Source organism: Citrobacter sp. Igbk 17, assembly GCF_028069775.1.
GTDB lineage: Bacteria > Pseudomonadota > Gammaproteobacteria > Enterobacterales > Enterobacteriaceae > Citrobacter.
This window is the reverse complement of sequence record NZ_JANEWI010000029.1, coordinates 51,255-65,134: the sequence shown is the minus strand read 5'-3', so window position 1 is coordinate 65,134 and position 13,880 is coordinate 51,255. Positions and strand designations below refer to the sequence as shown.

General features: G+C 51.0%; 15 protein-coding genes and 1 pseudogene. 13 read left to right on the top strand and 3 right to left on the bottom strand.

Annotation, left to right across the window (positions count from 1 at the left end):
* The 9 genes and pseudogenes from NNO08_RS16720 to roxA form a co-directional block, all read left to right on the top strand.
* Positions 1-382, top strand: a pseudogene (locus NNO08_RS16720) (enterohemolysin); the annotation flags it as partial.
* Positions 383-416: 34 nt separating this feature from the next.
* The gene (locus NNO08_RS16715; protein ID WP_271440869.1) at positions 417-770 is read left to right on the top strand and encodes a hypothetical protein; all 354 of its coding nucleotides are present in this window, start codon (positions 417-419) and stop codon (positions 768-770) included.
* Positions 763-1,389 (top strand): morphogenetic protein, encoded by a 627-nt coding sequence (locus tag NNO08_RS16710; protein ID WP_271440870.1) that lies wholly within the window; start codon positions 763-765, stop codon positions 1,387-1,389. Before NNO08_RS16715 ends, NNO08_RS16710 begins: the two co-directional genes overlap by 8 nt.
* Positions 1,376-1,618, top strand: a complete 243-nt coding sequence (locus tag NNO08_RS16705; protein ID WP_005121071.1) for a DUF4060 family protein — start codon at positions 1,376-1,378, stop codon at positions 1,616-1,618. Before NNO08_RS16710 ends, NNO08_RS16705 begins: the two co-directional genes overlap by 14 nt.
* A gap of 64 nt (positions 1,619-1,682) precedes the next feature.
* Entirely contained in the window at positions 1,683-1,898 is a 216-nt protein-coding gene (gene xisR, locus NNO08_RS16700) for an excisionase family protein (RefSeq protein ID WP_040231984.1), read from the top strand.
* On the top strand, positions 1,898-3,184 hold the full coding sequence (locus NNO08_RS16695) for a site-specific integrase (RefSeq protein ID WP_271440896.1): 1,287 nt from the start codon (positions 1,898-1,900) through the stop codon (positions 3,182-3,184). The genes xisR and NNO08_RS16695 overlap by 1 nt, the downstream gene beginning before the upstream one ends.
* 73 nt (positions 3,185-3,257) lie before the next feature.
* On the top strand, positions 3,258-3,929 hold the full coding sequence (gene phoP, locus NNO08_RS16690) for a two-component system response regulator PhoP (RefSeq protein ID WP_137382962.1): 672 nt from the start codon (positions 3,258-3,260) through the stop codon (positions 3,927-3,929).
* Positions 3,929-5,392: a two-component system sensor histidine kinase PhoQ gene (gene phoQ / locus NNO08_RS16685; protein ID WP_271440871.1), complete on the top strand. Its 1,464-nt coding sequence runs from the start codon at positions 3,929-3,931 to the stop codon at positions 5,390-5,392. Before phoP ends, phoQ begins: the two co-directional genes overlap by 1 nt.
* 92 nt (positions 5,393-5,484) lie before the next feature.
* The gene (roxA, locus tag NNO08_RS16680) at positions 5,485-6,606 is read left to right on the top strand and encodes a [50S ribosomal protein L16]-arginine 3-hydroxylase (protein WP_271454600.1); all 1,122 of its coding nucleotides are present in this window, start codon (positions 5,485-5,487) and stop codon (positions 6,604-6,606) included.
* 106 nt (positions 6,607-6,712) lie between these two features.
* Here the strand turns inward: roxA and pepT are convergent, their stop codons facing one another.
* Positions 6,713-7,936 carry a peptidase T gene (pepT, locus tag NNO08_RS16675; RefSeq protein WP_137382942.1) on the bottom strand — a complete coding sequence of 408 codons (1,224 nt, stop codon included), beginning with the start codon at positions 7,934-7,936 and terminating at the stop codon, positions 6,713-6,715.
* Between the two features lie 249 nt (positions 7,937-8,185).
* On the opposite strand from pepT, the gene potA reads away from it, so the two are divergent.
* Genes potA through potD form a run of 4 tightly spaced genes read left to right on the top strand, consistent with a single transcriptional unit; the run spans position 8,186 to position 12,010 of the window.
* Positions 8,186-9,322 carry a spermidine/putrescine ABC transporter ATP-binding protein PotA gene (potA, locus tag NNO08_RS16670; RefSeq protein ID WP_202038886.1) on the top strand — a complete coding sequence of 379 codons (1,137 nt, stop codon included), beginning with the start codon at positions 8,186-8,188 and terminating at the stop codon, positions 9,320-9,322.
* Positions 9,306-10,163 carry a spermidine/putrescine ABC transporter permease PotB gene (gene potB / locus NNO08_RS16665; RefSeq protein ID WP_137382944.1) on the top strand — a complete coding sequence of 286 codons (858 nt, stop codon included), beginning with the start codon at positions 9,306-9,308 and terminating at the stop codon, positions 10,161-10,163. Before potA ends, potB begins: the two co-directional genes overlap by 17 nt.
* The gene (potC, locus tag NNO08_RS16660; protein WP_003030794.1) at positions 10,160-10,939 is read left to right on the top strand and encodes a spermidine/putrescine ABC transporter permease PotC; all 780 of its coding nucleotides are present in this window, start codon (positions 10,160-10,162) and stop codon (positions 10,937-10,939) included. The genes potB and potC overlap by 4 nt, the downstream gene beginning before the upstream one ends.
* A gap of 24 nt (positions 10,940-10,963) precedes the next feature.
* Positions 10,964-12,010, top strand: a complete 1,047-nt coding sequence (potD, locus tag NNO08_RS16655; protein WP_005121082.1) for a spermidine/putrescine ABC transporter substrate-binding protein PotD — start codon at positions 10,964-10,966, stop codon at positions 12,008-12,010.
* A gap of 99 nt (positions 12,011-12,109) precedes the next feature.
* On the opposite strand, the gene cobB is transcribed toward potD, so the two are convergent.
* Positions 12,110-12,931 (bottom strand): Sir2 family NAD+-dependent deacetylase, encoded by an 822-nt coding sequence (gene cobB / locus NNO08_RS16650; RefSeq protein WP_040231971.1) that lies wholly within the window; start codon positions 12,929-12,931, stop codon positions 12,110-12,112.
* A 15-nt stretch (positions 12,932-12,946) separates the two neighbouring features.
* The gene (nagK, locus tag NNO08_RS16645; RefSeq protein ID WP_137382946.1) at positions 12,947-13,858 is read right to left on the bottom strand and encodes an N-acetylglucosamine kinase; all 912 of its coding nucleotides are present in this window, start codon (positions 13,856-13,858) and stop codon (positions 12,947-12,949) included.
* Positions 13,859-13,880 lie beyond the last annotated feature (22 nt).

Below are 13,880 nucleotides of genomic sequence, written 5' to 3'. Positions count from 1 at the left end.
CACAACCACTCAGAGCGCACAGGAATCATCGGTAAATATCGATTCACTGGCTGATGATTTCCGCGAACGCATCGATGCTGCACAGGATGTTGATAGTGCAAAAGCACTGCGCGCTGATATCGAAAGCGCGAAGGCCACACTCGGATCTGCCCTGTTCACCGAGCTGAAGAATAAGGCAGTGAAACGCTATTACCTGGTTGATTCACGTAACAAGGTTGAGGCCGCGATCAACTCCCTGCCGTCTCCGGACGAACCGGATGCAGCTGAACGATTCGCCGAAGTTGAGCGAGTGCTGGTAGCCAATAAGCGTCACATGGGCGACGAACTGCACGATCAGTTCAGCATCACCCTGGCGGATATGAAACCGGAATACGTGGGCTAAGGGAGGCGGGAGGGTTCGCCCTCCCGGTAACGAGATGAGCAAATCATTAAATGCACGTTGCATCCGTCGCTGGACCGTCGAATTTAAAGGTCGTTGCGACTCGAAAGATAGCCCGTACTGGCGCAAGTATCACCTTCGCAGTTACATCCGGGAATGTGCCCTGACTACCGCTGATAGCATGGTGGACAGTCTGGCTTACAACAATGCGATGCTTGATTACTTTACTGAAGTTGGTGATGACAGTGGTTGGTCTCCAGACTTTGCAGCCTGGTATAGAGGTCGTTCTGAAAAGTATCTCAAAGAGGCGTTGGATTACCTGAACGAAGATGCCACCAATGAGGAAATCGACGAGGAAATTCTGAACGAACTGGAGGCCTGGAATGACTGAACGCGGAATGATTTTTAACAGTGAAATGGTTCGCGCCATTCTCGACAGCAGGAAGACGCAAACGCGCCGCCCGGTTAAGTTCCCATTCAAGGATCGTAATCTTGGCTGTGAATTATCCGGCAACGAACTCGCCGGGGAGCTGTCTTCTGGGAACTATTTGAACAGTCCGTTTGGTAAACCGGGTGATCGCATCTGGGTACGCGAGACTTTTCAGGGCCCGTTATTCGACTTCGATCAGATGGATGCCTATTGCAAAGACTCTGCACCATTTGAGAAGGCACGGTTCTGCGTTTACAAGGCTGATGGCAAGCCTGCACCAGAGTTTTTCGATGCTGACGATAATCTGCATTGCTGCTGGCGGCCATCAATCCACATGCCACGCTGGGCATCCCGCCTTCTTCTGGAGATTACCAGCGTTCGAGTGGAGCGTATACGGAGCATGAGCCAGGACGATGCCCGGGCCGAAGGCGTTATTGCAGCATCTGGCCCAATGGAGGCCGGTTTAGCATTCCGTGAGCTGTGGGACTCAATCTATGGCGAAGAGTCCTGGAAAGCTAACCCATGGGTCTGGGTTATTGAGTTTGAGCGTATCGAAGGAGACGACCATGCGACTGATTAACCGAGGCAATCAGCAATCCCCGTTAGCACGTCAGGCATGCGATATCGCGCTGGCCACTCATCACGAACGTTACGGTGACTACGGGCGCAGCAAGATGAAGGAAACGTACACGGTGAGAGTTGAAGGTGTGAAGGTCTGGGTGGAAGTGGTGAACCGTAAGGCGAGCTACGTGGCCACAGCAATGACAGGTATGCGCCGGTTGCGCGCGCTGCCTGGACAGGTGAGTTGATATTGAATTATCAGTGTAAGGCGGCAGGCCTGTTTATACTCGGCTTGCTGCCTGTGAGGTAAGCATGGCGCAGCTAATTTTTAATGAAGAGTGGATAGTTGAAACTCGTCTTAGTGAAAGAACGGGGCTAACCGAGAGACAAATTAAAAGTTATCGGTTGAATTTGTGGATCGAAGGCGTGCATTTCAAACATCTGACAGCTCTCGGGGAAACTGACAATTCTAAAGGTCTGCTTTGGTACAACTATCCAAAGATTAACCAATTAGTACAGGAAGCATGATGGACTTTCCAACCGGCGTCGAGCTGCATAATGGAAAAATACGGATCACATTTACCTATCGCGGCAAACGTTGCCGCGAAGTCCTTCGGGGCTGGACGGTGAACAGCAGCAACATCAAAAAAGCTGGAAATCTTCGTGCGCTCATAACAAGTGAAATACAGCTCGGTAAGTTCGACTATGCGGAACGTTTCCCGGAATCCAAAGCGCTTAAGAAGTTCATCACAACAAAAAAAATCACCACGTTTAAAGAACTGAGTGATTTTTTTACAGACACCAAAGCGTTAGAGGTATCTGGTGCAACCCTGCTATCGCTTACTTCGGTCGTAAATACGTTACTGCGTGTAATCGGAGAAAATACCCGTCTGGTAGATATTGAGCATGCCGATATTTTGCATTACCGAAAGGAGTTATTGACCGGGACAATTATTAACCCGGCAATGCCGAATCTGGCCAGGCAGGGCCGCGCGCCCTCAACAGTCAATAAACAGATGGCAGTTTTATCAGAAATGCTTAAGCTCGCAAACCGAAGCCAGTTTATATTGCATGCTCCTTATGAAGGAGTGTCGCGACTCAAGTTATCTAAAAATGATCCCGACCCACTTTTACTTCATGAGTACCATGCACTGATAGCCGCCCTTCCCCGTAGCCAGGCATTAATCATCATTGTTGCCGTACATACGGGGATGAGGCCGGGCGAGATATGCGCCCTGGCATGGGAAGACATTGATTTGGTAAAAGGTGAAATCCACGTATCCAGAAGTTTGACGAATAAGCGAGTATTTGTACCCCCTAAGACAGATGCCGGAATAAGGACGATAACGTTGCTAAAACCTGCTCTGGATGCACTGAAGGAACAAAACGAAGTCACCGGCGCTAATCCGAAGCAAGAAATTCGATTTCACCATCGGGAGATCGGAAAAACTGAGCAGCAATCTCTTCGCTTCGTTTTTTCACCGACAGCATATTCGTCAAAAAAAGGCAGTTACTTCTCCAAGAACTCGATTGCCTATGGCTGGAAGCGAGGTACTAAACTTGCCAATATCCGCGAAAGGAATCCTTATCAGTCACGGCATACCTATGCCTGCTGGACGTTGATGGCCGGAGCGAACCCGTCATTCATAGCGAGTCAGATGGGACATGAAGATGCGCGAATGGTGTACGAGGTTTACTCCAAGTGGATTGGCGACATGAACCAGGATCAGGTCAACATGCTGAACAATCAGATGCCAACAGCACTGCCCCCAGGACGCCCCCACGGGCGAGGGAGCATGAAAAAAGTTATTTAATTTCATAGCGCTGCTTACAATATACATAATCAGCGTTAAACTATTCGTACCATGAATTTAGGGAGAAACAATGATGCGCGTGCTGGTTGTTGAGGATAATGCATTATTACGCCACCACCTTAAGGTTCAGCTACAGGACTTAGGCCATCAGGTGGATGATGCAGAAGATGCAAAGGAAGCAGACTATTTTCTTAATGAACACCTGCCGGATATTGCGATCGTCGATTTAGGGCTCCCCGATGAAGACGGACTGTCGCTGATCCGCCGCTGGCGCAGCAATGATGTTTCATTGCCCATTCTGGTATTAACCGCCCGTGAAGGCTGGCAGGACAAAGTGGAAGTGCTCAGCGCCGGTGCAGACGATTACGTCACAAAACCGTTTCACATTGAAGAAGTGGCTGCAAGAATGCAGGCACTGATGCGTCGCAATAGTGGTCTGGCCTCGCAGATTATCTCGCTGCCGCCATTTCAGGTGGATCTTTCTCGTCGCGAACTGTCCGTGAACGATGAGGTGATCAAACTCACGGCGTTCGAATACACCATTATGGAAACGCTGATCCGTAATAGCGGCAAAGTCGTTAGTAAAGATTCGCTTATGTTACAACTCTACCCGGATGCTGAACTGCGAGAAAGTCACACCATTGATGTCTTAATGGGACGTCTGCGCAAAAAAATTCAGGCGCAGTATCCGGACGATGTGATCACCACGGTACGTGGACAGGGTTATCTTTTTGAACTGCGCTGATGAATAAATTACTGCGTCATTTTTTCCCGTTATCACTGCGGGTGCGCTTTTTGCTGGCAACCGCAGGCGTTGTACTGGTCCTCTCGCTGGCTTACGGCATGGTGGCTTTGGTTGGCTACAGCGTCAGCTTTGATAAAACAACATTTCGTCTGCTGCGTGGCGAAAGTAATCTGTTCTATACACTGGCCAAATGGGAAAACGGCAAAATCAATGTCGAGCTACCTGAAAATCTCGATATGCAAAGCCCCACAATGTCGCTGATTTATAATGAAAACGGCAAACTGCTCTGGGCCCAACGCGACGTTCCCTGGCTGGTACAACGTATTCAACCAGACTGGCTAAAGACAAATGGTTTTCATGAGATTGAAGCCAATGTCGACGCCACCAGCACATTGCTACGCGAAGATCATTCGGCGCAACAGAAGCTAAGAGAAGTCAGAGAAGATGACGATAACGCAGAAATGACCCACTCCGTGGCAGTGAACATCTACCCTGCCACCGCCAGAATGCCACAACTGACCATTGTGGTTGTTGATACCATTCCTATTGAGCTCAAACGCTCATATATGGTCTGGAGCTGGTTTATTTATGTGCTGGTTGCCAATTTGCTGTTGGTTATCCCGCTGCTGTGGGTCGCAGCCTGGTGGAGTCTGAGACCAATCGAATCACTGGCGCGCGAAGTCCGTGAGCTTGAAGAGCATCATCGCGAGATGCTTAATCCTGCCACCACGCGTGAACTCACTAGTCTGGTGCGCAACCTCAACCGCTTATTAAAGAGCGAACGTGAGCGCTACGATAAATACCGCACCACGTTAACGGATCTCACCCACAGCCTGAAAACACCGTTGGCCGTGTTGCAAAGCACACTACGTTCGATGCGTAATGAGAAAATGAGCGTGAGCGATGCTGAACCCGTCATGCTGGAGCAAATCAGCCGTATTTCTCAGCAAATTGGCTATTATCTGCATCGTGCCAGCATGCGCGGTAGTAGCGCCCTTCTCAGCCGGGAATTGCATCCGGTTGCACCGTTGCTGGATAAACTGACCTCTGCATTAAACAAGGTGTACCAGCGTAAAGGGGTTAACATTAATCTCGATATTTCGCCTGAGACAAGCTTTGTGGGCGAACAGAACGATTTCGTCGAAGTACTGGGCAACGTCCTGGATAACGCCTGTAAATATTGTCTGGAGTTTGTCGAGATCTCAGCGCAATTAACGGAAGATCATCTGCACATTGTGGTAGAGGATGACGGTCCCGGTATTCCACGCAGTAAACGTGAAGTGGTGTTCGACCGTGGTCAGCGCGTGGATACCTTACGCCCCGGGCAAGGTGTGGGCCTGGCCGTCGCACGTGAGATCACCGAGCAATATGACGGGCAGATTATCGCTGGCGACAGTCTGCTGGGCGGAGCGCGCATGGAAGTTATTTTCGGCCGCCAACATCCTGGACAAAAAGACGAGTAATCTTTACATGTAATAAATATGTACTGACTTCACGCTTGCGGTTAAGTATCCGTTATAATCGGTTGCAGATACCAGCCTGCGGGATGCTCATTATGGAATACCAACTCACTCTTAACTGGCCCGATTTTCTTGAACGTCACTGGCAAAAACGCCCGGTGGTCTTAAAACGCGGCTTTAATAACTTTATTGATCCACTCTCCCCTGACGAACTGGCTGGGCTGGCAATGGAAAGCGAAGTCGACAGCCGGTTGGTCAGCCACCAGGATGGCAAATGGCAGGTTAGCCACGGTCCTTTCGAGAGCTATGACCATCTTGGTGAAAACAACTGGTCACTGCTGGTCCAGGCCGTAAACCACTGGCACGAACCTACCGCAGCGCTGATGCGTCCATTCCGTGAATTGCCGGACTGGCGCATTGACGATTTGATGATCTCATTTTCTGTACCCGGCGGCGGCGTTGGCCCGCATCTGGATCAATATGATGTGTTCATCATCCAGGGAACCGGTCGCCGTCGCTGGCGTGTGGGTGAAAAACTGCAGTTGAAGCAGCATTGTCCGCACCCAGACCTGCTCCAGGTCGATCCGTTTGAAGCCATCATTGATGAAGAACTGGAGCCGGGCGATATTCTGTATATTCCACCTGGATTCCCGCACGAAGGCTACGCATTGGAAAACGCGATGAACTACTCGGTCGGTTTCCGCGCACCGAATACCCGGGAGCTGATCAGCGGATTTGCTGATTACGTTCTGCAACGCGAACTGGGTAGCACGTACTACAGCGATCCCGATCTGCCACCGCGCGACCATCCGGCAGACGTGCTGCCACAGGAAATGGACAAGCTGCGCGAAATGATGCTGGGGCTCATTAACCAGCCGGAGCATTTTAAACAGTGGTTTGGCGAGTTTATCTCTCAGTCGCGTCATGAACTGGACGTTGCTCCGCCTGAGCCGCCTTATCAGCCTGATGAAATCTATGATGCCCTGAAACAAGGCGATGTCCTGGTCCGTCTGGGTGGGTTGCGCGTACTGCGCATTGGCGATGACGTTTATGTAAATGGTGAGAAAATTGACTCACCGCACCGTCCGGCGTTGGACGCACTCGCCAGCCATATTGCGCTGACAGCGGAAAACTTTGAGGATGCGCTGGAAGATCCGTCTTTCCTCGCAATGCTTGCCGCACTGGTGAATAGCGGATACTGGTTCTTCGAAGGATAAACTATTGAGAGTGCGCCGGATGGCGCTTCGCTTATCCGGCCTACAAATATCGTATCCCGTAGGCCGGATAAGCGAAGCGCCATCCGGCATCCACCGACAAAAGCGGCTACTGTTTCGCCGTCAATTCCGCAATACGCACAATCACCTGTACGGCTTTTTCCATGCCTTCCAGTGTCACAAACTCATGCTTACCATGATAGTTATAGCCACCGGTGAACAGATTCGGGCAAGGTAATCCCATGAACGACAGTTGCGCGCCGTCGGTGCCACCACGAATGGGTTTAAGATCCGGCTCGATGTCACAATCACGCATTGCCTGCTGGGCGATATCCAGCACATGCGGATGCTCGATCACTTTCTCGCGCATATTGTAATAGCTGTCTTCAATCACCAGCTCGATATAGCAGTCCGGATGTAACCCTTTACCGACCTTTTTGGCGATATCCATGATTTTGCGTTTACGCGCTTCAAACTGCTTACGGTCAAAATCGCGGATAATGTAGTGCATATCAGCCCGATCAACCGTACCTTTCATGCTTGCCAGATGGTAAAAACCTTCATAGCCTTCCGTCGCTTCCGGGCTTTCATCGGCAGGAACTTCGGCATGGATGCGAGCCGCCAGCGACAGTGCGTTCACCATCACCCCTTTTGCCGTACCCGGATGCACATTGTTACCGACGATCTTGATATTGACCGACGCTGCGTTGAAGTTTTCAAACTCCAGTTCGCCCACACCGCCACCGTCGACGGTATAGGCCCACTTCGCGTCAAATGCTGCAACGTCGAAATGTTTCGCGCCTTTACCGACCTCTTCATCTGGCGTAAAGGCCACGCGGATATCACCGTGTGGAATATCTTTTTGTATCAACACGGCCAGTGCGGTCATAATTTCCGCAATACCGGCTTTATCATCCGCACCCAGCAGCGTTTTGCCGTCTGTGGTGATCAACGTCTGACCCAGAAGTTGATGCAGCACCGGGAACATTACCGGCGACAGAACCTCATCGCCAATACCGAGCGCAATATCGCCGCCACGGTAATTTTCAACGATTTGCGGATTGACGTTTTTGCCACTGAAATCCGGTGAGGTATCCACATGGGAAATAAAACCGATAGCGGGAATATTACCGGCAACGTTTGCGGGCAACGTTGCCATCAACGTCCCCTTGTCGCTCAAGGTAATATTGACCAGCCCCATCTCTTCGAGTTGCTGCTTAAGCAACTGCAATAACTTCCACTGTCCTTCAGTGCTGGGTACCTGCCGCACGCCCGATTTTGATTGGGTGTCCAGCGACACGTAGTGTAAAAAACGCTCAAGTAGTTTATCCATGCAGTCACCCTCACTTTTTGTGACAACATTATCAATAAGCAACAAAAGACAAATATTGCGTCAGGTCACTTTTATCCCCGCAAGTGAGAATATTTCGCCATGACATCCTTCTGAATATAAAGCTAAGTCAGTAATTCGCAACAAGGATTGGCGATTACAACGCTTTGCCGTAGAATAACGGCCCTCATTAAGAGTCATCAAGGTGGTTAACCACAAACCCCGCATCGGTCAGCCATCCGTTGCGTTTACATGGGACAGAGTAAAAAATTGAATAAACAACCGCGTTCGCTTTCTCCACTGGTGCAACTAGCGGGAATTCGCAAGAGTTTCGATGGCAAAGAGGTGATTTCCAACCTGGATTTGACCATCAATAATGGCGAATTTCTCACGCTACTTGGCCCCTCTGGCTGCGGTAAAACAACCGTTCTTCGCCTGATTGCCGGTCTGGAAACGGTTGATTCCGGTCATATTATGCTGGACAACCAGGACATCACTCACGTTCCTGCGGAAAACCGCTACGTGAATACCGTATTCCAAAGTTATGCCCTATTCCCCCACATGACCGTGTTTGAAAATGTGGCCTTTGGTTTACGCATGCAAAAAACCCCCGCAGCCGATATTCCTCCGCGCGTCACCGAAGCCCTGCGCATGGTGCAACTGGAAGAGTTCGCTCAGCGAAAACCGCATCAACTCTCCGGTGGCCAACAGCAGCGCGTGGCGATTGCCCGTGCGGTGGTCAATAAACCGCGTTTGCTTCTGCTGGATGAATCTCTCTCTGCGCTGGACTATAAACTGCGTAAGCAGATGCAGAACGAACTGAAAGCGTTACAGCGTAAACTCGGTATCACTTTTGTTTTTGTCACCCACGATCAGGAAGAAGCACTGACAATGTCAGACCGTATTGTGGTCATGCGTGATGGCAAAATTGAGCAGGATGGCACACCGCGAGAAATCTACGAAGAACCGAAGAATCTGTTCGTCGCCGGGTTCATCGGTGAAATCAATATGTTTAACGCGACGGTCATTGAACGTCTGGACGAACAGCGTGTCCGTGCTAACGTTGAAGGTCGCGAGTGTAATATTTACGTGAACTTCGCGGTAGTCCCCGGACAGAAGCTACACGTACTGTTGCGTCCGGAAGATCTGCGTGTTGACGAGATCAACGACGATAATCATATTGAAGGACTTATCGGTTACGTGCGTGAACGTAACTATAAAGGCATGACGCTGGAGTCAGTTGTTGAACTGGAAAATGGCAAGATGGTAATGGTCAGCGAATTCTTCAACGAAGACGATCCTGACTTCGACCACTCGCTCGACCAGAAAATGGCGATTAACTGGGTAGAAAGCTGGGAGGTCGTACTGGCTGATGAAGAACACAAGTAAATTCCAGAGTGTGGTGATCGTCACCATTGTCGGTTGGCTTGTGTTGTTTGTCTTTCTGCCCAACCTGATGATCATCGGCACCAGCTTTTTGACCCGTGACGACGCTAATTTCGTCAAAATGGTCTTTACGCTGGAAAACTATGCTCGCCTGCTCGATCCGCTCTATTTTGAGGTGCTGGTTCACTCCCTCAATATGGCGCTGATTGCCACACTCGCCTGCCTGGTACTCGGCTATCCGTTTGCCTGGTTTTTGGTAAAGCTGCCGGAGAAAGTGCGTCCACTGCTGCTCTTCCTCCTGATTGTTCCGTTCTGGACCAACTCGCTTATTCGCATCTACGGACTCAAAATTTTCCTCAGTACCAAAGGCTATCTCAACGAGTTTCTACTCTGGCTCGGCGTGATTGATACGCCCATTCGCATTATGTTTACCCCCAGCGCGGTCATTATTGGCCTGGTGTATATCCTGCTGCCATTTATGGTGATGCCGCTCTACTCCAGCATTGAGAAACTGGATAAACCGTTACTCGAAGCTGCGCGCGATCTGGGCGCCAGCAAACTTCAGACCTTCACCCGCATTATTATCCCGCTGACAATGCCGGGAATTATTGCCGGATGTTTACTGGTTATGCTGCCAGCCATGGGCCTGTTTTACGTATCCGACCTGATGGGCGGCGCGAAAAACCTGCTGATTGGTAATGTGATTAAAGTGCAGTTCCTGAACATCCGCGACTGGCCGTTTGGGGCCGCCACCAGTATTACCCTGACCATCGTCATGGGGCTGATGCTGCTGATCTACTGGCGCGCTTCCCGCTTGCTGAACAAGAAGGTAGAACTCGAATGATCGGTCGACTGCTTCGCGGCGGTTTTATGACCGCTATCTACGCGTACCTGTACATTCCAATCATCATTTTGATTGTGAACTCCTTTAACAGCTCGCGCTTTGGCATTAACTGGCAAGGCTTTACCACCAAATGGTACGGCCTGCTGATGAACAACGACAGTTTGCTGCAGGCGGCACAGCACTCACTGACGATGGCCGTGCTCTCCGCGACCTTTGCCACACTGATCGGTTCACTGACTGCGGTCGCTCTGTATCGTTACCGTTTTCGTGGCAAGCCATTTGTCAGCGGCATGTTGTTTGTGGTGATGATGTCGCCGGATATCGTGATGGCGATTTCGCTGCTGGTGCTGTTCATGCTGATTGGTATTCAGTTGGGCTTCTGGTCGTTGCTGTTTTCGCATATTACCTTCTGCCTGCCTTTTGTGGTGGTGACAGTCTACTCACGTTTGAAAGGCTTCGACGTACGTATGCTTGAGGCAGCAAAAGACCTGGGTGCCAGCGAAGTGACTATTCTGCGCAAAATCATTCTGCCACTGGCCATGCCTGCAGTAGCTGCGGGTTGGTTGCTGAGCTTTACGCTGTCGATGGATGATGTCGTGGTTTCGTCCTTCGTCACCGGACCCGGCTATGAAATTTTGCCATTAAAAATCTACTCAATGGTTAAAGTCGGCGTATCACCAGAAGTGAACGCACTGGCAACCATTTTGTTGGTTCTGTCGCTGGTTATGGTGATCGCCAGCCAGCTTATTGCACGTGATAAAACCAAGGGCCGTTGAGGCCCTTCATTCAGGGGACGTTAAATGAAAAAATGGTCACGCCACCTGCTCGCGGCGGGTGCTCTGGCACTGGGCATGAGCGCCGCTCACGCTGATGATAACAACACGCTGTATTTCTATAACTGGACCGAGTACGTTCCGCCTGGGCTACTGGAACAGTTCACTAAAGAGACCGGGATCAAGGTCATCTATTCGACCTACGAGTCGAATGAGACCATGTACGCCAAGCTCAAAACCTACAAAGACGGTGCGTACGATCTGGTGGTGCCTTCCACCTATTACGTCGACAAAATGCGCAAGGAAGGCATGATCCAAAAGATCGATAAGTCGAAGTTAACCAACTTCCACAACCTCGATCCGGAAATGCTCAATAAGCCGTTTGACCCGAACAACGACTACTCAATCCCGTATATCTGGGGTGCGACAGCCATTGGTATTAACAGTGATGCCATTGATCCCAAAACCGTGACCAGCTGGGCTGACCTGTGGAAACCGGAATACAAAGGCAGCCTGCTGTTAACGGATGATGCCCGCGAAGTATTCCAGATGGCGCTGCGCAAGCTGGGATACTCCGGGAATACCACCGACCCGAAAGAGATTGAAGCCGCGTATAACGAGCTCAAGAAGCTAATGCCTAACGTTGCAGCCTTCAACTCCGATAACCCGGCTAATCCGTATATGGAAGGCGAAGTTAATCTGGGGATGGTGTGGAACGGTTCTGCATTCGTGGCGCGTCAGGCAGGTACACCGCTGGAAGTCGTCTGGCCGAAAGAAGGGGGTATTTTCTGGATGGATAGTCTGTCTATTCCAGCAAATGCCAAAAACAAAGAAGGTGCGCTGAAGCTAATTAACTTCCTGCTGCGCCCGGATGTTGCGAAAGAAGTCGCGGAAACCATTGGTTACCCAACGCCAAACCTGGCGGCACGTAAGCTGTTAAGCCCGGAAGTGGCGAACGATAAAACGCTCTACCCGGATGCGGAGACCATCAACAAAGGAGAATGGCAGAACGATGTTGGTTCCGCCAGCGCCATCTATGAAGAGTATTATCAGAAGCTGAAAGCAGGACGCTAATTGCCCTCCTCGTAGGCCGGATAAGACGCACCAGCGTCACATCCGGCGTATCATCACTGCCCGATGGCGCGATGCTTATCGGGCCTACGCCATCCGTGCTCACAGCCCTTTTAATAACTTCTCAACAAACTCAGGCACCACCTGGCTTGCCGGGCCGTAATACTTCTCTTCAAACTCGCTACCCACCTGGCTTGGCTCAAGATTTAACTCCACCGTATGCGCCCCATGCAAACGCGCTTCGTGGACAAACCCCGCGGCCGGATAAACATGTCCTGACGTGCCAATGGCAATGAAAACATCTGCCATCGCCAGTGCCATATAAATTTCATCCATCCCCAGAGGCATTTCACCAAACCAGACAACGTGCGGTCGCAGTGGCGCTGGGAACTGGCAGCAATGGCATTTGTCTTCCGGCGTGACGTCCCCTGTCCAGTCTAAAATCTGCCCGCTTTGCGAACAGCGAACCTTAAGGAGCTCGCCGTGCATATGGATAACGTTCTGGCTACCCGCACGTTCGTGCAGATTATCGATATTTTGCGTTACCAGTAGAAAGCGATCACCCAGCTCGGCTTCGAGTTTTGCCAACGCAATATGCGCCGCGTTTGGCTGAATTTCGGGCTGCTGCAACTGGTGACGACGGGCGTTATAAAATGACTGAACCAATCCAGGATTACGGCTAAATCCTTCCGGCGTTGCCACATCCTCAACCCGGTGTTCTTCCCAAAGACCATCCGCAGCACGGAAGGTACGAATCCCTGATTCAGCAGAAATCCCCGCACCAGTCAGGACTAACACCCTTGGTTTTTCCACCAGTTCAGGCACCACTCTGTCTCTGAAAAAGATCCGTTGACGCAGGCGATCGCGCAAATGGCGTTTATTTTTACGAAAACGGCTTAATCGATGACCCCGACGCGACAGCATAACAACCTCTTTGTATTAATCGGTAAGATGTAGGAAAGCGGCTCCGCGCATCCCACCCGCATCACCGTGTCGTGCCTGCTCAATACGCGGCACACGGGCAACGGGCAGCAAATGACGTGGCAGTCGATCCGCCAGTTGCGTCGTAATAGCGGTAAAGTTCGACAAGCCACCGCCAATCACCACTAAATCTGGATCGACGATAGTCAGGATATTCCCCAGGCAAACGGCCAGCAAATCCAGATAACGCTCTACATGCGCACGCGCATGCTCATCGCCTTGCTCCCAGAGGGCGATAATTTCACGGGCATCCAGAGGTTGATGGTAGTAATGCTGGTACAACCATGCAAATCCGCCACCGGAAAGATAGCTTTCGATGCACCCCAGTTGACCACATCCGCAACGACGCAGTGGGAAATCAAATCCCATCAACGTCAACGCATCAACAGGCAAACGGATATGGCCGAACTCGCCGGTAATATAGCTACGTCCAGTGATAGACTTTCCGTTAAGCACCAGGCCACCACCGACACCAGTGCCGAGGATTAAGCCCATGACTAACGGATACTGGGTGAACTCATCGTCCCAGGCTTCGGAGAGTGCAAAACAGTTGGCATCATTATCCAGACGCACATCGCGATCCAGTCGTGCGCTGAGATCGGCCCGCAGCGGTTTGCCACTGGCGGCAGGAACGTTAGCCGCATACAGCGTGCCGTCTTCGGTCTCGGGCATGCCCGGAATACCAATCCCTACTGACCCCTTAACGCCAAAGCGCTGGTCCGCCTCTGTCACCAGAGCGCACACCGCATCAAGGAAAGCGTCATAGCTGTCGCGTGGCGTAGGGACACGTTTCTCCCACTGCAACCGACGGTGATTATCGAAGACGCCTAACGCAATTTTTGTTCCGCCAATGTCAAACCCGTAATACATCACCGCTCCTTGATACACGTCT